Source organism: Variovorax sp. 01N425, assembly GCF_056399465.1.
Map to the genome: position 1 here is coordinate 64,603 of NZ_JBFTRJ010000017.1, position 21,954 is coordinate 86,556.

Consider the following 21,954-nt stretch of genomic DNA (forward strand, 5'->3'; position numbering starts at 1 on the left):
TTCTTTTTTTGATTTCATGAAAACCGCTCTGCTGCGCCGCTCCGTCCTTGCCCTGTCCCTGGTTGCCCTGTCGTTCGGCGGCCTTTCGTTGGCAGAGGCCCAGGAAGCCAAGAAGAACCTCGTGATCGGCGGCACCGCCGGCTCCAACATCGACCAGCTCAAGGCCGGCATCGTGCCCATCCTCGAGAAGAAGGGCTACAAGGTGAAGCTGGTCGAGTTCAACGACTACGTGCAGCCCAACCTCGCGCTCGCGCAAGGTTCGCTCGATGCCAACTTCTTCCAGCACCAGGTCTACCTGAAGAAGTTCTCGGCCGACCAGAAGCTGGACCTTGCCGAACTGGTGCAGGGCCCCATTGCACCGCTGGGCGTGTACTCCACCAAGCGCAAGACGCTGGCCGAGGTGAAGGAGGGCGACCGCTTCACGCTGCCCAACGACCCGAGCAACCTGGCCCGCGCGCTGGTGCTGCTGGAGCAGAACAAGCTCATCACCATCAAGCCCGGCGTCGATGCGCTGCGCGCGTCCGAGAAGGATGTGGCCGAGAACCCGAAGAAGCTCAAGTTCATTCCGCTCGAGGCCGCGCAGCTGCCGCGCTCGCTGGGCGACACAGAGTACGCCATCGTCAATGGCAACTTCGCGATCTCGTCGGGCCTGAAGCTGAGCGAAGCCGTGGTGCTCGAGAAGACGCCCGACTACTATCTGAACGTGGTGGCCGTGAAGAGCGCGGACAGGAACGCGCCCTGGGCCAGGGACATTGCCGAGGCCTACCGCTCGAAGGAATTCAAGGCCGTGGTCGACAGCAAGTTCCAGGGCTACGCCAAGCCCAGCTTCCTGCAGTAGTTCTTCTTCTCAAGCCAAGGACGCCCATGCCCGTGCTCGCCGTTTTCGATGCCGAAGGAAGCTGGCGCGACACGCATGTGTGCGACGGCTGGATCACCGAACACCTGGCGCGGCAAGGTGTGGCCTGGGGCCGCGAAGACGACGCACCGGAAGGCCAGCGGGTTCTCGACCGCGTGGGGCTTTTCTACCTGCCCACGCAGGACGGCTACCTGGGCCTGCTGTTCGAGGCCGGTGAATGGGTGGCCCTGCCGGCCGGCAAGCCGCATGTCTTCGACGCCGGCGAGGCGCATTCCTTCGATGGACTGCCCGCCGCACTGCCGCTGTTCGAGGCTTTCGTCGAACAAGTGCTGTCCCTCACGGGCAACGACGCCGACGACGAAGCGTGAACGAAAGCGTCCCCTGAGCGGCGGAGAGCCGGAGCGCGTGCCTACGCGCCGGAAGACGGATGGCCGCGCAGTGTGTGCAGTTCGCGGCGCAGCGCCTCGGACTCCTGCTTGAGGGCAAGGATGGCCTCGTAGGCCTTGCCGAGCTCGCCTGACGCGCTGGCGGCCTGGGCCCGGAGTTCGTCGCGCTCCCGTTCGCAGTTCTGCAGCTGCTGCCGTGCCTGCGCCAGCGCGAGCATGTCGAAGGTTTCCGCGTGGTGGCGCAGGAGCTCCGTGGACTCGGCGTCGTATCCGTTCTGGGTTTCGCCGAAGTCCGCCAGCCGTCCCAGGCGCACGAGGGGCGGTCCGGGCCTGCGAAAGACCGCGACGAAATCGGCCCAGCCGGACGCCGCGGGGCGGGCGACGAAGGACTCGACCAGTTCGACTTCGACCCGCCGGCGCCGGCCCCATTCGACCAGCGCCACACCGGCATCGGGATAGAAGCGCCAGCAATCGACCGGATACCGGTGAAACGCATGGTTGCTTGGCGCATTGACATAGAGCAGACCGCCGGGCCGCAGCAGACGCACGAGCTCCAGAAAAGTTTCCCAGAAGCAGGGGTCATGCTCGAGGGCCGAACTCGTGACGACCACGTCGGCGCAGGCGTCGGGCAGCGGCAGGGGGTCGCCCGGCGTGACCACCTTGTCCACGCCCCGGCCCGGCGCGGCATCGAGACCGAGATAGCTCGCCGTGGCGGGGGCATGGTCCCTCAGTGAGCCGTTGACGTCCTGGCTGCCGAGCTCGACCACATCCCTGAAATGCGGCTGCCAGTACAACGCGAAGAAGCGGCGGCCATGTTCGTAGGCGGTGTCATGCATGGTTCATTTTGTCTCGCAGTTCGTGCGCAGCGCAATGGCTCTCAGGGCGAAAGAATCATCACCTTGCACTGGCTCGGCACGATGCGCATGCCCACCATGTTGCTGCGGTTCTGCGTGCTCAGGCTGGTCATGCGCGTGGCCGGCGTGCCCTTGATGAGCACCGTGAACGCGCCCGTCACGTGCCGCGACTGGCTCATGAAGGTCTGCGAGACGATGCCGCCGCCCGCCCCGGTGGTGTCGCCCAGCGTGATCGGCGTGGTGGTTGCCATGTTGTGCGCGGGCATGCACATGAAGAGGATGTTCCACGCGTTGGGCACGGCCGTGGGGCCGAACGCCATGTTGGGGTAGGGAATGGGCGCCATCGCGGCGGGCGGGGTCTTGCAGACATCGGGAAAGGCGAGGTCCATTCCCATCAGCTGGCAGTTGGCAAACATTGCGGTGCTCCTTTTGCTGCGGGCCGGGTCAGCCCATGTGGATCTGCGCGGCATCGACCTTCACGAGCTCGCTGGCCGTGACCACCGTGTGCCGGGCATGCAGGCGCGCCGTGCCGCCGGCTTCGCAGTCGAGATGGCCCACGCGGACCTGCTCGGTTTCGTCCACCACGCGCAGCGCGTTGCGCGCCATCTGCACGATGCGATCGGCCACCGATTCGAGGACAAGCCCGACCAGCCGCAGCCGCCCCACCGTGGCGTCGAGGGCCTGGCCGGTGAAGTGCAGGTCGTCGACGCGGCACTGTCCGCTCGTGGCCTGGAGCTTCCATTGCGCGGCGTGCATCTGAAGCTCGCCGCCGCTGCGCAGCCGCACGTCGCCGGGGCTTTCGATCGAGAGGGCGCCTGATGTGTCGATGCGGCTGACCGCATCGTCGGCCTGTTCGAGCACGGCGATCAGGTACACCCGGGCTCCGTCCGGTCCGGACAGCAGCACGGTGTCGCCCACCTCGGGCCGCAGCAGGCAACTGGCGGCTCGGCGGCAGCGCCAGGTCCCGCCGCCCTCGTCTTCGACATCGAAGTGCGCATCGGGCAGTGCGGCCGCCAGCCGGCCCACGAGATGAACCGGCGCGGTGGCTGCCGCAAGGGCGGGGCGCAGTGGAATGACATTCATGGCGGATTCCCTTCTTGATGTGGGTGTGGACGTCTGGAAAGCGGGCGGGCGGTTGCGGGGCTCAGTGCGAGTCGGACCAGGCCTGTGCCTTGAAGAGTTCGGGCTCGTTGTCGATGATCCCGTTGCGGCTGGAAAACCGCGCGCCCTGCTGCTGGGCGCGGTGCAGGCGCGTGCGCAGGAAATGCGCACCGCCCAGGTCGGCACCGGTCAGGTCGGCATATGAAAGATCGGCGTCCTGCATGTCGGCGTTGCGGAAGTTCGCGCCGGCGCAGCGCGCGTGGTGAAACACGCCGAGCGGCAAGCGGGCTTGCGAGAAGTCGGCGCGTTCCAGCAGAGCCCGGGCCCAGATCGACTGGTCGAAGCGCCCGCCGCTGCAGTTCGCATCGCTGAGGTCGGCTTCAGGAAACAGCGCCTGGCATGCGTCCGCGTTCGAGAAGTTCGCGCGCTTCAGCGTGGTGCCCTTGAAGTTGGCTTGGGTGAGCGTGGCGCCGCTGAAGTCGGCATCGTCCAGGCGGCTGTCCGTGAACTGGCACATGCACAGCGAGAGGCCCGCGAAGCGCTGGCCGCTCAGGTCGCACTCCAGGAACATTGCGTTGAGGCCGGATGCACCCTGGAAAATCGCCGTCTTCAGGTCGAGGCGGTAGAAGGTCACATGGCCCAGCGCCGCGCCGGTGAAATCGGCCCGGTCGAGCTGCGATTCCATGAAGCTCGCGCGCTCGAACTGCCGCGACTGCAGGCGGCTTTGCGTGAGCTCGCAGCGAAAGAACTTGGTGAGATCGAGCCTGGCCTGCGCGAAGCTCGCCCGCGCCGCGTGGCACTCGACGAAGGAGGCGCCCTCCAGCGTGGCGGCATCGAAGCGTGCCGCCTCCATGCGGCTGCGAAAGAACTGCGCCTCCTTCAACTGGGCGAAGGAGAAGTCGCATCCCGAGAGCTGGCAGTGCGACAGCGAGCTGCCTTCGAGATTGGCCCGGGCGAGGTTCGCGCCGCTGAAATCGACGTCGTCCATCATCGCGCCCGAGAGGTCGAGGCCGCTCAAGTCCCATCCCCTGCAATCGGCGTTGCCGACCTGGGTGCCATGGCGGATCCTGTCGACGAGTTCATCGCGGGTCATTCGGGCGCTGCGGCGCGCCGTGCGGGCCAGGTCTTGGCGTGCCGTGTGTAGGCGCCGAGCAGGTGGGTGCTGCCGTCGATCAGGCTTTGCGACACGTCGGTGCGAAACAGGTTGGCGCCGCTCAGGTCGGCCTGCGCGAAGACGGCCTTCGAGAAGTTGGCGTCGATGAGGTTGGCGCCGCGCAAGCTGGCGCCGGTGAGGTCGGCACGCACGAAGAGGCTCTCGCCCGCGACGAGCCGCTCGAGCTTGGCGCCCTGCAGCGCGCATTCCGAAAAATCGCAGTTGTCCAGGCGCGCTTCGCGCAGGTCCGCCTGCTGCATCGGCGTCGTGCGCAGGCCGCATTGCTTGAGCGCGGCGCGGCGCAATACCGCGCCGGCCAGCGTGCTGCCGTGCGCGAAGCTGCAGGCATCGAGCCGGGCGTCGGAGAAATCGACCGACCGGCTGCAGTCGCTCGTGACGAAGCTGCAGCGCACCAGGGACGCATTGGTGAAGCGCACATCCTCCAGCGCGCATTCGAGCCATACCACCTGCTGGAAGGAGGCGCCGCCGAAGGCCATGCCGCTCATGCGCAGCTTGGTCAGGAAGACCTGGTGCCAGTCGGAGCCGCGAAAGTCGCAATGGCTCATCTCGCTTTCGGTGAAGCGCGTCTGGTCGAGCACGGTGTTGGCCATGCTGCAGGACGCGAAGCGCGTCTTCTCGCAGTTGGCGCTGCTCAGGTCGGCGCCGGAGAAATCGGCGAACTCGCAGTGCGCGCCGCCGAGGTTGGCGTTGCGGAAGGTCGCACTGGCCAGCGACGTGCGCGAGAGCCGGGCCCGTGCCAGCACCGCGCCGTTGAAGTTGGCGTCCGACAGTTGCGCGTCGTCGAGGTTGGCGTCTTCGAGCGCGGCGCCGGAGAAGTCGGCCCCGCGCAGGTCCATGCCCGAGAGATCGGCCCCGACGAGCCGCATGCCCGAGAAATTGCGCGCCCCGGGCGCGGCCTCGGCCAGCCGCCGCCGGATCTTCGCGGCGCGGAACGAGGGCATGGGCGGCGCGGCGTCGGACAGGTGGGCGCCGTGGAGGTAGCCCTGCCGGATCTGCGCGGTCATCCGATCCTTGGTGCCCAGGGAGATGAGCGTGGGCGGGGGGCTTGCGGGGGTCCCGGCGGGTGGCGCGGCGGCAAGCTGTTCGAGCTGCCGTATCAGCGCGTCGGGGTCGAAGCGCTGCGGCTGCTCGCGGCTTTTCTGCAGCAGCGCGGGGTCGATTTCTTCCTCCTGCCGGCGGCGCATCTGTTCGCCCTGGGCTTGCAGGTTTTTTCGGGCTTCCATCATTTCCCCTTGCATGCGCTCGAAGTACTCGGGCACGTCGTCGAACTCCAGCGGCGCGGCCGGGGGCTGGGGCGCGGGCAGGTACTTGTCGGGATCGACGCCCAGCGCGATGAGTTCGGCGCGGCGGCTTTCGTGGTCGCGCTGCTGGCCGGCACGCAGGTTGCGCAGCAGCGGCCGCGCCATCGGGTCGGGCGCGTCGAGGATGCCCCAGCGCCCGAGGACCGCCTTGGGTGCGAGGTCGCTGTCGCGAAAGGCGAGCAGGCCGCCGCGCGCGGTGTCCAGGCGCTGCAGCAGCACGGATTGGTAATGCGCGAGCTCGCGCGGCTCCTGCGGCAGCTCGAGTGCCGGCATGATGTGCCGCACATCTGCCGCATCGTCCTCGCGCACCGGCAGCACGCCGTGCCAGATCAGCGCCACGCGCTCGCGGTGCGGGAAGAACCAGGCCGTGGTCAGGCGCAGGCCGATCTCGTGCAGGCCGCGGCCTTCCTTGTCGAAGCTTGCGAAGCAGCGCGCGCGCCAGTCGGGCAGGCGGCCGCTCAGCACCGGCTTTTCCGGGTGCATGTTGAGAATTTCGTAGGGCGCGCCGGGCGGGAGCTCCTGGCGCGCGGGCCAGCGCTGGTCTTCGGGCGCGGCGTTGAAGAAGCGCCAGTCCATGTCTTGCGCGAACCCCGGGAAGTGGTGCTCCAGCCAGTGCTGCCCGAACTTGCTGCCCATCAGGGCCATGCGCTGCGGGCTGTCGATGGGCACGGCGCCGAAGCTCGCGGGCGCCACCGCCTGCCCGCGCGAGCGCACGCGGGCATGCACGGCCTCCACGTTGGGTGCGCGGCGCGTGCGGACGCCGTTGATGAGCTCGTCGAACGCGCCGATGCCTGCCGGGTTCTCCGGCACGCCCGGCCCGCCGTAAGCGTGCGCCCAGTCCAGCGGCATGGCCTCGAAGGGCTGCGGTGCGGTCAGGCGGCCGTCGAGCCAGTAGCGCTCGCCCGACACGTGCAGGGACTTCTCGAGATCGGCGACGCGCAGGCGCACGGCGCAGGCGGTCTTGTCTTGTTGGTGGTGGGTGTAGCCATGGCCGCTCGCGAGCACCTCCGGCATGCACTTGGGCACGCCCGCGTCGAACACGCCCAGGCCGCCGATCTCTTCGCCGACGGTCTGCCACAGCTCCTGGTCGGCCATGAGCTTCGGTTCCGCCTCGAGGCTGGCGAACGCCGTGACGGCCACGCCGAGCTGGTCGACGCCCTGCCAGCGGTATGGCCGGGTGAGGATGCCCAGGCGCAGCGGCTTGACGGTTTTCATCGGTCGGAAACCTCCGAGGGTGCACGAAGCCGGGAGCTGTCGGCGCCGTAGTGGGCGGCCGAGGTGCCGCTGCGCTCGACGGCGACCTCGCGGCTCGCCGGATCGAAGCGCACCGCGATGGTCCGGCCGGCCGCGTGGCCGGGCAGTTGGGCGAGGGGAATGGCGGTGGTCTGGTCGACCTCGAAGGTCTCGCCGGTCTCGGCGGCCTGTATGCGAAGGCGCAGCTGCGCGATCGCCCAGGTCGTGCCTTCGCCCGAGCGGCGCTGGCCGGTGTCGGAAAAGGCAATCACCTGCGCCATGGCAGGCGTACCGTGCGCGAGGATGCCGAGGGCCCTTCGCGTGCGCGACAGGCTCTCGGCGTGCTTGCGGCGCTCGCGCAGGAGCGTGACGCAAAGAGTGAACCCCAGCCACGCAAGCAGCGGTGCCAGCACCCACCAGATCGAGAAGGGGACATTCGGCATCCGGCCAAGGCGTTCAGCCGAAGAGCACGAAGCCCTTGAGCGCGCCCCAGAAGCCGCCGGTGTGCTCCGAGGCCACCACGTTCGAGAAGCTCACCGCGCCGAAGTTGGCCTGGTGTGCGTACATGTTCATGATCTGCGCGGTGGCATCCATCTTCTTGATGTTGGTCGTGAACGTGAAGCCGGCGTTGCTGTTGTTCACGCCGTAGGTCGCGCTCGACAGGCCGGTGGCCGTCACCGCCGTCGGCGACCAGTCCCACAGCAGCACGCGGTTCACGCGCTTGACGTGGTTGCCCTCGAAGGTGAAGTCGCCGCTGGCCTTGATCTCGACGTCGCCCGCCGTGGCCTCGATGGTCACCTTCCGGGCCTTGCCGTTGTAGTCGCCGGCCGAGACGGTCGAGTGGTGGTCGCCTGTCTCGATGGTTTCGGTGAGGCCGTCCTTGATGTTGTCCTTGCCGCCGCCGCTCACGATGGTTCGCTGCCAACCGGTCTGGTAGCTTTCCTGCCGGTTGCCGTCGAGCGTCTTCAGTATGGAGTTGCCGGTGTGGATCTCCTCGTCCATGCCGAGCTTCACGTCGACCAGCAGCCCCTTGTCGAAGGTCTCGTGGCGCAGGCCGCCGTTGACCGTGACCTCCGACAGGCCGCTGAGCACCGTCTCCTTCGAGCCGAGCTTGGTGGTGGTCTCGATGCGGTTGTCGAAGAAGTGCTCGGTGAGCGCGCCCGAGACGGTGAGCTTCGAGCCGTTGCGGTATTCGGCGGTGTCCTTCTGCTTGACGAGGGTGTCGCGGGTCTGGTCGACGGTGAGCGTGTCGGTCTTCAGGATGTGGGTGATGCGGTGGCCGTCGACGGTTTCTGTCTCGTCGTTCTCGACGTGGATCCGCAGGTCGTTCTCGACATCGATCTCGAAGTCCTTCTCGGCATGGATGCGCACCAGCTCGCAGCCCGGCGCGTCGTCCAGGATGAATTCGTTCGCGTTGGCCGGCGAGCCGTCCTGGCTGCGGCTCACGAAACCGCTCACGGTCACCTGCGCCGGCAGTTCGAGCGGGGGCATCTGGTCGGCGTTGTAGACCCGGCCGATGATGATGGGCCGGTCGGGATGGCCGCCGATGAAGTCGACCACCACCTCCTGTCCCTTGCGCGGATGGTTGACGGCGCCGTAGTTGGAGCCGGCCCATGCGCTGGAGACACGCACCCAGCAGGAGCTGTTCTCGTCGCTCTTGCCGTAGCGGTCCCAGCGGAACTGCACCTTCACGCGGCCGTACTGGTCGACCCAGAATTCCTGGCCCGCCTTGCCGACCACGGTGGCCGTCTGCGGCCCGTTGGTGCGCGGCAGCGGCGTGACGCGCGGCGCGCGAAAGACATAGGCGCTGGGCTGCACGGCAAAGTCGAAGCTGTAGTGGCCTTCGGCGCCGCCGCTGGCGTAGCCGCCCTCGCGCAGCGCATACGACACCGACACCACAAGGTATTCGCGGTTGTCTTCCTGCCGCGGGCAGTTCTGCATGGTGAAGCGGTAGCCGGGCGCCATGCCGCGCACGTTGGTGTGGCCGATGTCGCGCTCGGCCTGCGCCTGCGCTTCCTCCAGGCGGATGCGCGAGTAGTGCTCGCCCTGTTCGGCCTCGCTGAAGCCGCCGAGCCATTCGTACATCTCGTACTGGCCGTGCTCGTTGCCGCGCGGCTGGCTGCGCATGTTCATCAGGTCGGCGCGGGGCTTCTTGAAGTCGAAGTCGTCCACCACGTAGCTGCCGGGGCGGATCTCCTCGGTGACCTGCCACTGGTCGATCACTTCCTGCCGCGGGTCGGCGCCGCGGTCGGCGGCCAGGTAGCCGATCTTCGCGTAGCCGGGCAGGGTCTCGTGCGCGCCGATGTCGTCGGCCAGCACCAGCGTGTGCTGGCCCTTCTCGTGCGTGAAGTAGTAGTAGATGCCTTCGTGCTCCATGAGGCGGCTCACGAAGGCGAAGTCCGTTTCCTGGTACTGGACGCAGTACTCCCACTGCCTGTAGCTCGCGCTGAGCTTCTTCTCGAAGGCAAAGCCGTAGTCCGCAAACACCTCTTCGAGGATGTCGACCACCGACTTGTTCTGGAATATCTTGCAGTCGCTGGTGCGCGTGAGATACCAGAGCCATGGCCGCACCGTGGCGCGGTAGACCACGTAGCGCGAGGCGCCGTCCTCCTTGCCGATCATCGTGAAGCGGACGATCTGCCCGTTCAGGAAGCGCGGCGCGCCCGCAGTCTGTATCTCCAGCGCCAGCGGCTTGCCCAGCACGGCCTTCATGTCGATCGACATGCTGGGACTCAGCAGTTCGACCTCGAACTCGAACAGCTGCGACAGCCCCTCGGTTCCGTGCATCGAACGGAACATGAGCTGGTCTTCGCCCAGCGGCGTGTGTGCGCGTACGACTCGGGGCATGCGAAAAACTCCCTTGCTCAAGACAGCACCTCCTGCACCAGCATCGCCCACTGCGTGGCGGCCGAAGCAGTGATTGCGAACTTATGTTTGAAGCGCTCGTTCACCGGTGAACCCGCATGGGGCCAGGGGTGCTTCATCGTTGTGCCTTTTGCGTCTGGCATGTGCGCTTCTTTGCAAGTAGCAGGCCAGCGCGGGCCGGGCCTCATGCCGCGTTGCGGCTTCGGCGCCGCCGCCTGTAGGATGTGCGAATGACCCAGCACATCGGAATCGTCGGGTGCTCCGCCGAAGGCGCGGCGCTCTGCTACCAGACCATCTGCGTGGAAGGGGCCGAGCTGCTCGGCCCGCATGCGCATCCTGAAGTGGCCATGCACACGCCCTCGCTTTCGGACTACATGGCGCACATCTACCGCGGCGACTGGCATGGCGTGGGCGAGGTGATGCTGGCCTCGGCGAGCAAGCTCGCGAAGATCGGTGCCGACTTTCTCGTCTGCCCCGACAACACGATCCACCAGGCGCTGCCCTTCATCGAGGCGCGTTCGCCGCTGCCGTGGCTGCACATTGCCGAGTGCGTGGCCGACGAGGCCGCGCAGCGCGGCTTCCGGCGCCTGGCCATCACCGGCACGCGCTGGCTGGTCGACAGCGAGGTCTATCCCGAGAAGCTCTCGGCCCGGGGGCTCGAATACGTCCGGCCCACGGCCCTGGAGCGCGAGGAGATCAACCGCATCATCATGGACGAGCTGGTGCGCGGTGTGTTCACGCCCGACGCGGTGCTGGCGTTCCGGCGCGTGATCCAGCGCATGAAGGACGAAGACGGCTGCGATGCGGTGGTGCTCGGCTGCACCGAGATTCCGCTCATCATGAACGACGTGAATTCGCCGCTGCCCACGCTCGACTCCACGCGGCTCTTGGCGCGCGCGGCGCTGCGGCGCGCCGCGGCCTGAAGCGCCGGCCGCCTCAGCCGGCCAGGAACTGCTCGATCAATCCCGCCACGCGCTGCGGCTGGTCGTGGTGCAGCATGTGGCCCGCGTCGGCCAGCTGCTCGATGCGCACCGACGGCACGGACTTCAGCCGCTCGTGGAATTCTTCGAGCGTGTAGCGGTTCTTCCACCAGCCGTGCAGGCTGTCGTCGGCGGCCTCGATCATCAGCGTGGGCGCCGAGATCCGTGCATAGAGCGCAAGCGTTTCGTCGACCCGGAAGATGTTCGCGTTGATGATCTTGTGCGCGGCGTCGCCGAGGATCTGCCAGCGCTCGCTGCCGTCGGGCTGCAGCTGGAGCGCGGACCAGTGGCTCGCGAGCCAGCCGGCCTTGTCGGGCGTGAGGCGCGGGTTGGTCTTCATGAGCCGCCGCGCCACGCCGTCCACACCCGAGTAGCCCGCCAGCGCCATCTCGCCGCGGTGCAGGCGCTTGAGCTCGTCGATCCATTGGCCGTAGCGCGCGGGCGCTTCCTCGGGCTTGCGCGCCGGCATGCCAAAGCCTTCGAGGTTGACGAGGCGGCGGATGCGCGCGGGCCGGGTGCCCGCGTAGTGCATGGCGACATTGCCGCCCATGCTGTGGCCGACCAGGTCGACCGGCCGCGCCGCATCGCCTTCGCCCGCGTAGTGGTCGAGCAGCCATTCGAGATCGGCCAGGTAGTCGGGCAGCCAGTAGTTGTCGACACCGCCGCCGTCGGTGAGGCCGAAGCCGCGCCAGTCGGGCGCGACGATGAAGCGTTCTTCGGCCAGCGCATCGACCACGAACTGCCAGGAGGCCGCCACGTCCATCCAGCCGTGCAGCAGCACCAATGGCGGCTTGTGGGGCGAGGCCTCGCCCCAGAGACGCACGTGGTAGCGGAGATTGCGCACGGGCACGAATTCGCTGCGCGAGGGGCGGAGGGCTTGGTACATGGGCGCCGATGATACGGAGCCGGGCGGCGGGCCGCAGTCCGGCACAGGACAGCACGCGTCCGGGTTTTGGCTGCGCCGCGAGCGCGCCGCGGAGGAGGGCGGTAGCATCCCGCGCATGAAAAAAATCCAACTCGGCCAGAGCGACCTGCACGTCACCCCCATCTGCCTGGGCACCATGACCTTCGGCGAACAGGTGGACGAGCCCACCTCCCACGCCATCCTGAGCCGCTCGCTCGAGCGCGGTGTCGACTTCATCGACACGGCCGAGATGTACTCGGTGCCCACGCGCCAGGAAACCTACAGCGTCACCGAAACCATCATCGGCAACTGGTTTGCGGCCAACCCCGGTGCACGGCAGAAGCTCGTGCTCGCCACCAAGGTGGCCGGCCCGCTGCGCAACACGCCGTGGGTGCGCGAAGGCGTGGGCATGACGGCGGCCGACATCGTGGCCTCGTGCAACGCGAGCCTGAAGCGCCTGAAGACCGACGTCATCGACCTGTACCAGATCCACTGGCCCGAGCGCCATGTGCCGGCCTTCGGCAACATCTACTACGACCCGGCCAAGGAGGTCTCGCAGACCCCGATCCTGGAGCAGCTCGAAGCCCTCGGCGGACTGGTGAAGGCCGGCAAGGTGCGCGCGATTGGCCTGTCGAACGAAACGCCCTACGGCGTGCACGAGTTCGTGCGGCTGGCCGAGCAGCACGGGCTGCCGCGCGTGGCCACGGTGCAGAACGTCTACAACCTGGCGAGCCGCGGCGTCGAGAACGGGCTGGACGAGACGATGCACCGGCTGGGCGTGTCGCTGCTGGCCTATTCGCCGCTGGCCTACGGCCTGCTCACCGGCAAGTACGACCAGAGCGGCATCACCGGGCCCGATGCGCCCCAGGACGCGCGCATCGCGCGCTACGAGTCGGTGCGCAAGCTGCGCTGGGGCCGCCCCGATGCGCTGAAGGCCGCGCGCCTGTACAACCAGCTCGCGCGCGACAACGGCCTGACGCCCACGCAGCTTGCGCTGGCCTTCTGCTACACCAAGTGGCAGGTGGCAAGCACCATCATCGGCGTGACGACGGTGGCGCAGCTGGACGAAGACATCGATGCCTACGGCACCACGCTCTCGCCCGAGGTGCTGGCCGAGATCGACAGGATCCGGTGGGAGATCCGGGACCCGGCGGCGTGAGCGCCGCGCCGGGCCGCCCCAAGCAAGCTCGCTCCCGCTTGGCGGGAAGGCGCGCAGCGCCAAGGGTGCACCAGTGAGCAAGAAGGCACACGTTTCCGAAACCCCCGCGACGCAGCTGCTGCGCGCGAACAAGGTCGCCTTCACCGAGCATCCGTACGAATACCTGGAGCACGGCGGCGCGCAGCACAGCGCGGCCGTGCTGGGCTTCGATCCCTTCACGGTGGTGAAGACGCTGGTGATGCAGGACCAGGACGCCAGGCCGCTGATCGTGCTGATGCACGGCAACCGCACGGTGTCGACCAAGAACCTCGCGCGGCAGATCGGCGCCAAGTCGGTCGAGCCCTGCAAGCCCGAGGTCGCGCAGCGCCACAGCGGCTACATGGTGGGCGGCACTTCGCCCTTCGGCACGCGGCGCGCAATGCCGGTGTACATCGAATCGACCATCCTCGAACTGCCGAGGATCGCGATCAACGGCGGGCGGCGCGGCTACCTCGTGGGCATCGACCCGCAGGTGTGCGTCGCCCTGCTCGGCGCCACGCCGGTGCAGTGCGCGCTGGCAGAATAGCCGGCGTCGCCGAACAAGAACAACCATTCCTCCCCGCGGAGCGCCGCCTTGAGCTTTCATCTGCCGTCTTTCATCGCCATCGTGGCTTCGTACCTGATCGGCTCGCTGTCCTTTGCGGTCATCGTGAGCAAGGCGCTCGGCATGGCCGATCCGCGCAGCTACGGCAGCGGCAACCCCGGTGCCACCAACGTGCTGCGCTCGGGCAACAAGGGCGCGGCGCTGGCCACGCTGCTGCTCGATGCGCTCAAGGGCTGGCTGCCGGTGTTCCTGATCCGCCATTTCGGCGCCCAGTGGGGCCTGGGTGAAGGCGTGGCCGCGCTGGCCGGCCTGGCGGCCTTCCTGGGCCACCTCTACCCCGTGTTCTTCGGCTTCCAGGGCGGCAAGGGCGTGGCCACGGCGGCCGGCGTGCTGGTGGGCATCGCGCCCTGGCTGGGGCTCGCGACCGGCGCCACCTGGCTGATCATCGCGGTGTTCTTCCGCTATTCGTCGCTGTCGTCGCTGGTGGCGGCCTTCTTTGCGCCGGCCTATTACCTGTTGGGCGGCAATATTGCGTGGCCGCTCGACCGCACGGTGCTGATTGCGATCATCATCATGAGTCTGCTGCTGGTCTGGCGGCACCGCGAGAACATCCGCCGGCTCGCGGCCGGCACGGAGTCGAAACTCGGCTCGAAGAAAAAGGCTTGATAAACACCATGGCATCCATCACACGCTTCCACGTCGGCCCGCGCCTCTCCGAAACAGCCGTGCACAACGGCACCATCTACCTGGCGGGCCAGGTGCCCGACGACACCACGCAGGACATCCGCGGCCAGACCACCCAGGTGCTGGCCATGGTCGACCGCCTGCTCGCCGAGGCCGGCAGCGACAAGTCGCGCATCCTCATGACGCAGATCTTCCTGGCCGACATCACCGACATCGCGGCCATGAACGAGGTGTGGGATGCCTGGATTCCCGCCGGCAACACCCCGCCGCGCGCAACGGTGCAGGCCAAGATGGCCAATGCGGCCTACAAGATCGAGATCGTGGTCACGGCCGCCCAGGCCTGACGCGGGCGGTCAATAGCGTTTTTCGAGGACCATCTGGTCCGCGTCGCGGCGCATCGAGAAACGGTTGATGAAGCTGTTGCCCAGCAGCACGAAGGGCATGGGCTGCGGCGAGACGATGGCGTCGATGTCGTACACCTCCACGTCGCCCACGCGCACCGATTGCAGCCGCAGCTTGTAGCCGCTGGACACGCCGTTGGCGGTGCTCATCTGGATGCGCTGCCCCTTGCTGTAGTCCAGGCCGATGCGCTGGGCATCGTCGGCCGACAGGGCGATAGAAGTGGCGCCCGTGTCGAGCATGAAGGTGACGGGGCGGCCGTTGATGGCGCCCTGCGTCATGAAATGGCCGCGGCTGTCGGCCGGCAGCACGATGCGGCTGCCGCCACCGGTGCCTCCCCCGCCGCCAATGCTGACCGGCGTGTCCATGCGCAGATTGACGCGCTTGCCCTCGAGTTCGACCACCGCCTGCTCGGCCTGCAGCGACACCAGCTTCACGCCCTGGAAGGTCTCGCCGACCGCCACCGTCTTGGGCGGCGCGCCGTTCACGATCAGGATCGCGCGGCTGCCGATGGTGCCGGTCAGCATCACGGAGCTGGCCGCATGCGCCCCTGCAGCGGCAGCCAGCAGCTGCGCTGCGACGACGAGGGCCTTCATTTGCGGCTCAGTCGCGGAAGTTGTTGAAAGACAGCGGCATGTCGGGCACGTCTTTCTTGATGAGTGCCATGGCCGCCTGCAGGTCGTCGCGCTTGGCGCCGGTGATGCGCACCGCGTCGCCCTGGATGGCCGCCTGCACCTTGAGCTTGCTGTCCTTGATGATGCGGGTGATCTTCTTGGCCTGCTCGGACTCGATGCCGCTCTTGACCTTGATGACCTGCTTGACCTTGTCGCCGCCGATCTTCTGAACGTCGCCCTTGTCGAGGAAGCGCACGTCGACGCTGCGCTTGGTGAGCTTGGCGCGCAGGATGTCCTCGACCTGCACGAGCTGGAACTCGGCGTCGCCGATCATGGTGATTTCCTTGTCCTTGAGCTCGACGGCGGCGGCCGTGCCCTTGAAATCGAAGCGCGTTGCGATTTCCTTGGCGGTGTTTTCGACCGCATTCTTCACTTCGGGCAGATTGGGCTCGCAGACGGTATCGAAAGACGGCATGGGCTCTCCTGAATTCACGGGTGCTGGATGCGACAATTCTCCCATGATCGTGGAGAACAACGTCCCGCTGCAGCCGTACAACAGCTTCGGCATCGTCGCGCGCGCGCAGAACCTCGCGCGCATCGCCAGCGAGGCGGACGTGGCCGAGCTGCGGGCCAACCCCCGCTGGCGCGATGCGCCGCGCTTCGTGCTGGGCGGCGGCAGCAACATCGTGCTCACCGGCGACGTCAAGCCGCTGGTGCTGAAGGTCGAGATCAAGGGGCTGCGGCTGGTCGAGGAAACCCCGCGCGCCTGGATCGTGGAGGCCGGCGCGGGCGAAATCTGGCACGACGCGGTGCAATGGATGCTCGAGCGCGGCTACCCGGGGCTCGAGAACCTGGCGCTTATTCCGGGCACCGTGGGCGGCGCGCCGGTGCAGAACATCGGCGCCTACGGCGTCGAGCTGCAGGACCGCTTCGATTCGCTCGATGCCATCGACCTGGACACCGGGCGCGGTTTCACGCTCGACGCCGCGCAGTGCGCCTTCGGCTACCGCGACTCGGTGTTCAAGCATGTGCGCAGCGGCCCCAACGACTTCGGCCTGTCGGGCCGGGCGCTGATCACCCGTGTGCGCTTTCGCCTGCCCAAGCCCTGGAAAGCCGTGGTGGGCTACCTCGACCTCGAGCGCAAGATGGAAGAAACCGGCAACTTCACGCCCAGCGCCACCGATGTGTTCGACTGGGTCTGCGCCATCCGCCGCGCCAAGCTGCCCGACTGGCGCGTGCTCGGCAACGCCGGCAGCTTCTTCAAGAACCCCACGGTCACGCCCGAGCAGTGCGCCGACATCATTGCGCGCGACCCCAAGATCGTGCACTACCCGATGGACGACGGCAGCATCAAGCTCGCGGCCGGCTGGCTCATCGACGCCTGCGGCTGGAAGGGCAAGTCGGTCGGCAATGCCGGCGTCTACGAACGGCAGGCGCTGGTGCTGGTGAACCGCGGCGGCCTCGAGAACCCGGTCACGGGCGGCGAGGTCATGACCCTGGCCAAGGCCATCCAGACCAGCGTGTACGAGCGCTTCGGCATCCGGCTGGAGCCGGAGCCGGTGGTCGTCTGACGGCATGGATCTCGACTTCCTGCACCTGAACTACCGGCGGCGCATTGCCGCCTTGATCTGGACCCGGCGGGCGGTGGTGGCGGGCGCCTTCGTTACGGTGTTCTTCGCCTTGCGCCACGGCCGGCTGGCGCTGGTGCCGTTGATCCTGGCCGCCTGGGCGCTGGCGGCCGCGCTCGGCTTCATGGAAACCAGCCTGCGCCGCCAGTTCATCCGCGAGGCCCGGCTGCCGCCCTTCCTGGCCGGCAAGCTGCGCGCGGCCCATCCCGGCCTGAGCCAGCGCGACGCCGAACTGGTGCTGCGCGGGCTGCGCCAGTTCTTCATGGCGCATTTGCGCAGCGGCCGCAAGTTCGTCGCCATGCCGTCCAAGGTGGTCGATACGGCCTGGCACGAGTTCATCCTGCACACGCAGGGCTACCAGAACTGGTGCAAGGCCGCCTTCGGCGGCATGCTGCACCACAGCCCGGCCGAGGTGCTGGGCAAGGACCCGAAGCGCAACGACGGCCTGCGCCGCAGCTGGTACTGGGCCTGCAAGGAGGAAAGCATCGATCCGCGCGCGCCGGCGCGCCTGCCGCTCCTGTTCGCGCTGGACGTGAAGTTCGGCATCCCGGGCGGCTTCGACTACGTGCCCGACTGCAGGGCGGTCGACCGGCATGCCGGCTCCGATGCCCATTGCGGCACCAGCTTCGGCGACTCGTCGTCCGATGGCGGCGGCTCGGGCGATGCCGGCGGCTTCGGCGGCAGCGAATCGAGCAGCGGCGGCGGCGATGGCGGCGGGGGAGGGGATTCGTCCGGCGGCGACGGCGGCGGTTGTGGCGGCGGGTGCGGGGGTGGCGGCGGCGATTGACCGGCCGGAGCGGCGCACCAGGCGTACGCACCAAAGCAAACGGGCCCGCGAGGGCCCGTTCGTCATTGGAGAAAGCGCGTGGCGCTTACTTGGTCTCGTCGTCGTTCGAGAGCCGCGGCACCGCGGTGCCCTGGCCCGGCGACAGCAACCCGGTGCGGGTGTAGATCGCGAGCTTCTCGCGCGTGTCGACGATGTCGAGGTTGCGCATCGTGAGCTGGCCGATGCGGTCCAGCGGCGTGAACGCGCCCGCGACCTTCTCCATGCTCAGGCGCTCGGGCTTGTAGGTGAGGTTGGGCGAGACGGTGTTGAGAATCGAATAGTCGTTGCCGCGGCGCAGCTCGATCGTCACTTCGCCGGTGACGGCGCGCGCCACCCAGCGCTGTGCGGTCTCGCGCAGCATGATGGCCTGAGGATCGAACCAGCGGCCCTGGTAGAGCAGGCGGCCGAGCTTGCGGCCGTGGTCGCGGTACTGCTCGATGGTGTCTTCGTTGTGGATGCCGGTCACCAGGCGCTCATAGGCGATGAACAGCAGCGCGAGGCCCGGAGCCTCGTAGATGCCGCGGCTCTTGGCCTCGATGATGCGGTTCTCGATCTGGTCGCTCATGCCCAGGCCGTGCCGGCCGCCGATGCGGTTGGCTTCCAGGATCAGCTCGACGAGGTTCGCATGTTCGACGCCGTTGAGGGCGACCGGGCGGCCTTCCTCGAAGCGCACGCTGACCGTCTCGCGCTTGACCTCGACCTCGTCCTTCCAGAACGCCACGCCCATGATCGGCTGCACGATCTGCATGCCGCTGTCGAGGTTCTCCAGGTCCTTGGCCTCGTGCGTCGCGCCGAGCATGTTGGAGTCGGTGCTGTAGGCCTTCTCGGCCGACATCTTGTAGCCGAAGCCGGCCTTGGTCATGAAGGCCGACATCTCGGCCCGGCCGCCGAGCTCGTCGATGAACAGCTGGTCGAGCCAGGGCTTGTAGATCTTGAGGTTCGGGTTGGTGAGCAGGCCGTAGCGGTAGAAGCGCTCGATGTCGTTGCCCTTGTAGGTGCTGCCGTCGCCCCAGATGTGGACGTCGTCTTCCTTCATGGCCGACACCAGCATGGTGCCGGTCACCGCGCGGCCGAGCGGCGTGGTGTTGAAGTAGGTGACGCCGGCGGTGGTGACGTGGAAGGCGCCGGCCTGCAGCGCGGCAATGCCTTCGTTGGCGAGCTGCGCGCGGCAGTCGATCAGGCGGGCGTTCTCGGCGCCGTAGAGCATCGCCTTGCGCGGGATCTCGTCGTAGTCGGGCTCGTCGGGCTGGCCGAGGTTGGCGGTGTAGGCATAGGGAATCGCGCCCTTCAGCTTCATCCAGTGCAGTGCCGCGCTGGTGTCCAGGCCGCCCGAAAAGGCAATGCCGACCTTCTGGCCGGCGGGAACGTTTTGGAGAATGGTCGACATGTGGGTGTTCCGTTTGTGGTGGCGCTGTTCAATGACTCATGGCGTCGGTGCCGCGCTCTGTGCCGGGGATACCGTGGAACCGGCTTTGCCGGGCCACTGGTATCGCCCCCTGCAAGGGGGTTGGCGAAGCGACACGAAGTGCGCGGAGCTTGGGGGTTTATCCAAAGTGGCAGATGTAGCTGTAGGGCTCGCCAGTGACCCGGATCTGGAAGCTCGAATTGCCCGGCACGCTGAACTTCTGGCCGGCGCCCGAGGCGATCCATTCGGTGGTTCCCGCCAGCTGGTATTCGCAGCTGCCGGCGGTGCCTTCCATGATCTCGGGCGCGCCGGTGTTGAAGGTCAGGGTGGACGGAAGGATCACGCCGACCGATTTCTTGGTGCCGTCGGCCAGCGTGAGGCTGTGGCTCACGCACTTGCCGTCGAAATACACATTGGCCTTGGTCGCCACTGCGGCGCTGTTGAGAGTGTCGGTAGTCGTCGTCATTGGATGGCGCCGGCGCATGCGCGGTCGGCTTGTCGAGGACGCGCCACCGCGGCGGCGCACCCCTTGGGGGTTGGAAAAGTCCTCGATTTTAGGGCTTGGCCGGCACCGCCAGCCCGGCCCGCCGCATCGGGCGGCTCAGCGCCAGTGGCGGTAGCCGTATCCGCGGTAGCCGCCCCAGCCCCTCGAGTACCCCAGGTTGAGCGAAATGCCCACCGGCGGGTAGGCATAGGGATAGGCGTAGGGATAGGTGTAGGCAGGCTGCACGTAGACGGGCGGCGCATACACCGGTGCCGGCTGCACGTAGACCGGCGCCGGCGCATTGGAGACCACCACGCCCGGCTCGGGCACGACGTTGTCCCAGGGCGCGCCGTCCGGCTGCGCGTATTGCGGCTGCTGCTGTTGGTACTGCTGCTGATACTGTTGTTGCTGGCCGCCGTTGTTGGCCTCGACGGGGTAGGGCTGCAACTGCGGCTGCGGCGCCACAGGCGAGGTCGTCACGCCATAGGCGCCGACCTCGACCGGGATGGTCGCGCCCGGCCGGCTGTTGGTGCGGGTGGTGTACTGGCGGCCGTTGTATTCGTAGGTGACGTTGTAGCTCACGTCGCTGCCGGTCGTCTCGCGGATCGGGGTGGCCGAAATCACCCGGGCCTGGACCACTTGCTGGGCCTGCACCACGCTGGCGCCGGTCGCCAGCAGGCCGGCCACGGAAAGACCCGCAAGGGTGCGAAAAACGTGCTTGTTCATGGTGTTCTCTCCTGCAGATCGAGGTTGGAGGCCGGCCGGCAAGGCGGGGTTCCGGCATTTACACGGCATTCACGGCGTTCACGGTGGCCCAGGCTTCGGCATCGAACCCCGTCGTAACGCCGGTTTTCGGGCCCCAGTTGACCACCGGCCGCTTGATCAGGCTCGGGTTGGCCAGCAGCATGGCGCGCGCCGAGGCGGCGTCGACCACCGCGTTGCGGGTGGCTTCGTCGAGCTTGCGCCAGGTGGTGCCGCGGCGGTTGACCAGCGCCTCCCAGCCGGGCTTCCTGAGCCACTGGTCGAGCTCGGCCTCGGGCACGCCCTGTTTCTTGAAGTCATGGAAGGTGTAGGCCACGCCGTGGTCGTCGAGCCAGGTGCGGGCGCGCTTGACGGTGTCGCAGTTCGGAATGCCGTAGAGGGTTGTCATGGACGCCAATGATGCCGATAAAACGTGGGGCGCCGGGCGCTTTGCGGGTCGGCGACAATGCCGGGCTCCATGGAAACCCTTAACGACTGGCTCGCGCGCGCCGAGCAACTCCATCCCAAGAACATCGAGCTCGGCCTCGACCGCGCCAAGGAAATGGCCTCCCGGATGGGCCTGCGCTTCGACTGCCCGGTGATCACCGTGGCCGGCACCAACGGCAAGGGTTCGACCTGCGCCATGCTCGAATCGATCCTCACGCACGCCGGCTACCGCACGGCGGTGTTCACGTCGCCGCACCTGGTGCGCTTCGAGGAGCGGCTGCGGCTGGCGGGCGAAGCGGTCGATGCTTCCAAACTGATAGCAAACTTCGAGGCGGTGGAAGTGGCCCGGGGCGACATGCCCCTGACGTACTTCGAATTCACCACGCTGGGCATCCTGCGCTGCATGATCGAGGAAAAGCCGGACGTGGCCATCCTGGAAGTCGGCCTCGGCGGCCGGCTCGATGCGGTCAACATCATCGACACCGATTGCGCGGTCATCACCAGCATCGACCTCGACCACATGGACTATCTCGGGCCCGACCGCGAAAGCATCGGCTTCGAGAAGGCCGGCATCATGCGCGCGGGCAAGCCCGCCATCGTGAGCGACCCGATGCCGCCGCAAAGCGTCGTCGACCATGCAGCAGCCGTCGGCGCCGACCTCTGGCGCTTCGGGCACGACTTCAATGTGTCGGGCGACAAGCAGCAGTGGGGCTGGTCGGGCCGCGGGCGGCGCTACAGCGGGCTGGCCTATCCCGCGCTGCGCGGCGCCAACCAGCTGCTCAATGCCGCCGGCGTGCTCGCGGCGCTCGAGGCGCTGCGGCCCCGGCTGCCGATCACCGCGCAGGCGGTGCGCACGGGGCTCGCGATGGTCGAGCTGCCCGGCCGCTTCCAGATCGTGCCGGGCGAGCCCGCGCTGGTGCTCGATGTGGCGCACAACGCCCACGCGGTCGCGGCGCTGGCGGAGAACCTCGACGCGATGGGTTTCTACCCCACCACGCATGGCGTGTTCGGCGTCATGGCCGACAAGGACCTGGCCCCGATCCTCGCGCGCATCGGCCCGATGATCGACCGCTGGTACTTCACCGACCTGCCGACCCAGCGCGCCGCCAAGGCCGCAGATCTGCTCGCGAGCTGGCAGGCGCAGAACACGCGCACCGACGTGTCCGGCAGCGTGCATGCGAACCCGATGGAGGCGCTGCGCGCAGCCATCGAGCGCGCGGACCCCGCTGATAGAATCGTGGTCTTCGGATCGTTCTTCACCGTGGGTGGCGTGCTGGAGCATGGCACTCCGCGGCTGCAAGCCAAACACCTGCTGCCCGGCGGCTGATCG

24 protein-coding genes are annotated in these 21,954 nt (G+C 67.7%); 10 read left to right on the plus strand and 14 right to left on the minus strand.

From position 1 onward, the window contains the following. Nucleotides 1-16: 16 nt before the first annotated feature. A complete protein-coding gene (locus tag AC1DSC_RS26415) occupies nucleotides 17-838 on the plus strand; it encodes a MetQ/NlpA family ABC transporter substrate-binding protein (RefSeq protein WP_369663230.1) in 822 nt (273 codons plus the stop codon). Nucleotides 839-864: 26 nt separating this feature from the next. After that, nucleotides 865-1,224 (plus strand): cupin domain-containing protein, encoded by a 360-nt coding sequence (locus AC1DSC_RS26420; protein WP_018905447.1) that lies wholly within the window; start codon nucleotides 865-867, stop codon nucleotides 1,222-1,224. 41 nt (nucleotides 1,225-1,265) lie between these two features. Here the strand turns inward: AC1DSC_RS26420 and AC1DSC_RS26425 are convergent, their stop codons facing one another. The 7 genes from AC1DSC_RS26425 to AC1DSC_RS26455 all read right to left on the minus strand — a co-directional run bounded on the left by AC1DSC_RS26425 (nucleotide 1,266) and on the right by AC1DSC_RS26455 (nucleotide 9,752). Beyond that, on the minus strand, nucleotides 1,266-2,078 hold the full coding sequence (locus AC1DSC_RS26425; protein WP_369663229.1) for a methyltransferase domain-containing protein: 813 nt from the start codon (nucleotides 2,076-2,078) through the stop codon (nucleotides 1,266-1,268). Between the two features lie 41 nt (nucleotides 2,079-2,119). Further along, the gene (locus tag AC1DSC_RS26430) at nucleotides 2,120-2,512 is read right to left on the minus strand and encodes a DUF4150 domain-containing protein (RefSeq protein WP_018905449.1); all 393 of its coding nucleotides are present in this window, start codon (nucleotides 2,510-2,512) and stop codon (nucleotides 2,120-2,122) included. A 28-nt stretch (nucleotides 2,513-2,540) separates the two neighbouring features. Then, nucleotides 2,541-3,179 (minus strand): DUF3540 domain-containing protein, encoded by a 639-nt coding sequence (locus tag AC1DSC_RS26435; RefSeq protein ID WP_369663228.1) that lies wholly within the window; start codon nucleotides 3,177-3,179, stop codon nucleotides 2,541-2,543. A gap of 61 nt (nucleotides 3,180-3,240) precedes the next feature. Continuing rightward, complete coding sequence (locus AC1DSC_RS26440; protein ID WP_369663227.1) at nucleotides 3,241-4,290, minus strand: pentapeptide repeat-containing protein; 1,050 nt, start codon at nucleotides 4,288-4,290, stop codon at nucleotides 3,241-3,243. Then, a complete protein-coding gene (locus tag AC1DSC_RS26445) occupies nucleotides 4,287-6,887 on the minus strand; it encodes a DUF2169 family type VI secretion system accessory protein (RefSeq protein WP_369663226.1) in 2,601 nt (866 codons plus the stop codon). The genes AC1DSC_RS26440 and AC1DSC_RS26445 overlap by 4 nt, the downstream gene beginning before the upstream one ends. Continuing rightward, nucleotides 6,884-7,348: a hypothetical protein gene (locus tag AC1DSC_RS26450; RefSeq protein WP_369663225.1), complete on the minus strand. Its 465-nt coding sequence runs from the start codon at nucleotides 7,346-7,348 to the stop codon at nucleotides 6,884-6,886. The genes AC1DSC_RS26445 and AC1DSC_RS26450 overlap by 4 nt, the downstream gene beginning before the upstream one ends. Before the next feature lie 13 nt (nucleotides 7,349-7,361). Next, entirely contained in the window at nucleotides 7,362-9,752 is a 2,391-nt protein-coding gene (locus AC1DSC_RS26455; protein ID WP_369663224.1) for a type VI secretion system Vgr family protein, read from the minus strand. 248 nt (nucleotides 9,753-10,000) lie between these two features. Here AC1DSC_RS26455 and AC1DSC_RS26460 point away from each other — a divergent pair, with 248 nt between their 5' ends. Then, nucleotides 10,001-10,693 (plus strand): aspartate/glutamate racemase family protein, encoded by a 693-nt coding sequence (locus tag AC1DSC_RS26460; RefSeq protein WP_369663223.1) that lies wholly within the window; start codon nucleotides 10,001-10,003, stop codon nucleotides 10,691-10,693. Nucleotides 10,694-10,706: 13 nt separating this feature from the next. On the opposite strand, the gene AC1DSC_RS26465 is transcribed toward AC1DSC_RS26460, so the two are convergent. Further along, nucleotides 10,707-11,636, minus strand: coding sequence for an alpha/beta fold hydrolase (locus AC1DSC_RS26465; RefSeq protein ID WP_369663222.1), 930 nt, complete (start codon nucleotides 11,634-11,636; stop codon nucleotides 10,707-10,709). 115 nt (nucleotides 11,637-11,751) lie between these two features. Here AC1DSC_RS26465 and AC1DSC_RS26470 point away from each other — a divergent pair, with 115 nt between their 5' ends. From AC1DSC_RS26470 to AC1DSC_RS26485, 4 genes are all read left to right on the plus strand, one after another. Then, a complete protein-coding gene (locus tag AC1DSC_RS26470; protein WP_369663221.1) occupies nucleotides 11,752-12,813 on the plus strand; it encodes an aldo/keto reductase in 1,062 nt (353 codons plus the stop codon). 73 nt (nucleotides 12,814-12,886) lie between these two features. After that, nucleotides 12,887-13,378 (plus strand): aminoacyl-tRNA deacylase, encoded by a 492-nt coding sequence (locus tag AC1DSC_RS26475; RefSeq protein WP_015866551.1) that lies wholly within the window; start codon nucleotides 12,887-12,889, stop codon nucleotides 13,376-13,378. Between the two features lie 48 nt (nucleotides 13,379-13,426). Continuing rightward, nucleotides 13,427-14,062: a glycerol-3-phosphate 1-O-acyltransferase PlsY gene (gene plsY / locus AC1DSC_RS26480; protein WP_015866550.1), complete on the plus strand. Its 636-nt coding sequence runs from the start codon at nucleotides 13,427-13,429 to the stop codon at nucleotides 14,060-14,062. A gap of 8 nt (nucleotides 14,063-14,070) precedes the next feature. After that, a complete protein-coding gene (locus AC1DSC_RS26485) occupies nucleotides 14,071-14,424 on the plus strand; it encodes a RidA family protein (RefSeq protein ID WP_015866549.1) in 354 nt (117 codons plus the stop codon). A 9-nt stretch (nucleotides 14,425-14,433) separates the two neighbouring features. Here the strand turns inward: AC1DSC_RS26485 and AC1DSC_RS26490 are convergent, their stop codons facing one another. Then, on the minus strand, nucleotides 14,434-15,075 hold the full coding sequence (locus AC1DSC_RS26490) for a retropepsin-like aspartic protease family protein (protein ID WP_369663220.1): 642 nt from the start codon (nucleotides 15,073-15,075) through the stop codon (nucleotides 14,434-14,436). 7 nt (nucleotides 15,076-15,082) lie between these two features. Continuing rightward, the gene (locus AC1DSC_RS26495) at nucleotides 15,083-15,568 is read right to left on the minus strand and encodes a YajQ family cyclic di-GMP-binding protein (RefSeq protein WP_015866547.1); all 486 of its coding nucleotides are present in this window, start codon (nucleotides 15,566-15,568) and stop codon (nucleotides 15,083-15,085) included. Nucleotides 15,569-15,611: 43 nt separating this feature from the next. Between AC1DSC_RS26495 and murB the strand changes: the two genes are divergently transcribed. Further along, nucleotides 15,612-16,664, plus strand: a complete 1,053-nt coding sequence (murB, locus tag AC1DSC_RS26500) for a UDP-N-acetylmuramate dehydrogenase (RefSeq protein ID WP_369663219.1) — start codon at nucleotides 15,612-15,614, stop codon at nucleotides 16,662-16,664. Nucleotides 16,665-16,668: 4 nt separating this feature from the next. Then, a complete protein-coding gene (locus tag AC1DSC_RS26505) occupies nucleotides 16,669-17,508 on the plus strand; it encodes a glycine-rich domain-containing protein (RefSeq protein WP_369663218.1) in 840 nt (279 codons plus the stop codon). A gap of 85 nt (nucleotides 17,509-17,593) precedes the next feature. Here the strand turns inward: AC1DSC_RS26505 and argG are convergent, their stop codons facing one another. The 4 genes from argG to AC1DSC_RS26525 all read right to left on the minus strand — a co-directional run bounded on the left by argG (nucleotide 17,594) and on the right by AC1DSC_RS26525 (nucleotide 20,586). Beyond that, nucleotides 17,594-18,934, minus strand: a complete 1,341-nt coding sequence (gene argG, locus AC1DSC_RS26510; RefSeq protein WP_015866544.1) for an argininosuccinate synthase — start codon at nucleotides 18,932-18,934, stop codon at nucleotides 17,594-17,596. A 157-nt stretch (nucleotides 18,935-19,091) separates the two neighbouring features. Beyond that, nucleotides 19,092-19,418, minus strand: a complete 327-nt coding sequence (gene ppnP, locus AC1DSC_RS26515; RefSeq protein ID WP_369663217.1) for a pyrimidine/purine nucleoside phosphorylase — start codon at nucleotides 19,416-19,418, stop codon at nucleotides 19,092-19,094. A 135-nt stretch (nucleotides 19,419-19,553) separates the two neighbouring features. Further along, entirely contained in the window at nucleotides 19,554-20,162 is a 609-nt protein-coding gene (locus AC1DSC_RS26520; RefSeq protein WP_369663216.1) for a hypothetical protein, read from the minus strand. 58 nt (nucleotides 20,163-20,220) lie between these two features. After that, nucleotides 20,221-20,586 (minus strand): ArsC family reductase, encoded by a 366-nt coding sequence (locus AC1DSC_RS26525; protein WP_369663215.1) that lies wholly within the window; start codon nucleotides 20,584-20,586, stop codon nucleotides 20,221-20,223. 57 nt (nucleotides 20,587-20,643) lie between these two features. Between AC1DSC_RS26525 and folC the strand changes: the two genes are divergently transcribed. Continuing rightward, complete coding sequence (folC, locus tag AC1DSC_RS26530) at nucleotides 20,644-21,951, plus strand: bifunctional tetrahydrofolate synthase/dihydrofolate synthase (protein WP_369663214.1); 1,308 nt, start codon at nucleotides 20,644-20,646, stop codon at nucleotides 21,949-21,951. Nucleotides 21,952-21,954 lie beyond the last annotated feature (3 nt).

Bases quoted from the DNA above. Each gene is read 5' to 3' on its own strand.
- AC1DSC_RS26415 (WP_369663230.1), top strand. From the start codon at position 17: ATGAAAACCGCTCTGCTGCGCCGCTCCGTCCTTGCCCTGTCCCTGGTT.
- AC1DSC_RS26420 (WP_018905447.1), top strand. From the start codon at position 865: ATGCCCGTGCTCGCCGTTTTCGATGCCGAAGGAAGCTGGCGCGACACG.
- AC1DSC_RS26425 (WP_369663229.1), bottom strand. From the start codon at position 2,078: ATGCATGACACCGCCTACGAACATGGCCGCCGCTTCTTCGCGTTGTAC.
- AC1DSC_RS26430 (WP_018905449.1), bottom strand. From the start codon at position 2,512: ATGTTTGCCAACTGCCAGCTGATGGGAATGGACCTCGCCTTTCCCGAT.
- AC1DSC_RS26435 (WP_369663228.1), bottom strand. From the start codon at position 3,179: ATGAATGTCATTCCACTGCGCCCCGCCCTTGCGGCAGCCACCGCGCCG.
- AC1DSC_RS26440 (WP_369663227.1), bottom strand. From the start codon at position 4,290: ATGACCCGCGATGAACTCGTCGACAGGATCCGCCATGGCACCCAGGTC.
- AC1DSC_RS26445 (WP_369663226.1), bottom strand. From the start codon at position 6,887: ATGAAAACCGTCAAGCCGCTGCGCCTGGGCATCCTCACCCGGCCATAC.
- AC1DSC_RS26450 (WP_369663225.1), bottom strand. From the start codon at position 7,348: ATGCCGAATGTCCCCTTCTCGATCTGGTGGGTGCTGGCACCGCTGCTT.
- AC1DSC_RS26455 (WP_369663224.1), bottom strand. From the start codon at position 9,752: ATGCCCCGAGTCGTACGCGCACACACGCCGCTGGGCGAAGACCAGCTC.
- AC1DSC_RS26460 (WP_369663223.1), top strand. From the start codon at position 10,001: ATGACCCAGCACATCGGAATCGTCGGGTGCTCCGCCGAAGGCGCGGCG.
- AC1DSC_RS26465 (WP_369663222.1), bottom strand. From the start codon at position 11,636: ATGTACCAAGCCCTCCGCCCCTCGCGCAGCGAATTCGTGCCCGTGCGC.
- AC1DSC_RS26470 (WP_369663221.1), top strand. From the start codon at position 11,752: ATGAAAAAAATCCAACTCGGCCAGAGCGACCTGCACGTCACCCCCATC.
- AC1DSC_RS26485 (WP_015866549.1), top strand. From the start codon at position 14,071: ATGGCATCCATCACACGCTTCCACGTCGGCCCGCGCCTCTCCGAAACA.
- AC1DSC_RS26490 (WP_369663220.1), bottom strand. From the start codon at position 15,075: ATGAAGGCCCTCGTCGTCGCAGCGCAGCTGCTGGCTGCCGCTGCAGGG.
- AC1DSC_RS26495 (WP_015866547.1), bottom strand. From the start codon at position 15,568: ATGCCGTCTTTCGATACCGTCTGCGAGCCCAATCTGCCCGAAGTGAAG.
- murB (WP_369663219.1), top strand. From the start codon at position 15,612: ATGATCGTGGAGAACAACGTCCCGCTGCAGCCGTACAACAGCTTCGGC.
- AC1DSC_RS26505 (WP_369663218.1), top strand. From the start codon at position 16,669: ATGGATCTCGACTTCCTGCACCTGAACTACCGGCGGCGCATTGCCGCC.
- argG (WP_015866544.1), bottom strand. From the start codon at position 18,934: ATGTCGACCATTCTCCAAAACGTTCCCGCCGGCCAGAAGGTCGGCATT.
- ppnP (WP_369663217.1), bottom strand. From the start codon at position 19,418: ATGACGACGACTACCGACACTCTCAACAGCGCCGCAGTGGCGACCAAG.
- AC1DSC_RS26520 (WP_369663216.1), bottom strand. From the start codon at position 20,162: ATGAACAAGCACGTTTTTCGCACCCTTGCGGGTCTTTCCGTGGCCGGC.
- AC1DSC_RS26525 (WP_369663215.1), bottom strand. From the start codon at position 20,586: ATGACAACCCTCTACGGCATTCCGAACTGCGACACCGTCAAGCGCGCC.
- folC (WP_369663214.1), top strand. From the start codon at position 20,644: ATGCCGGGCTCCATGGAAACCCTTAACGACTGGCTCGCGCGCGCCGAG.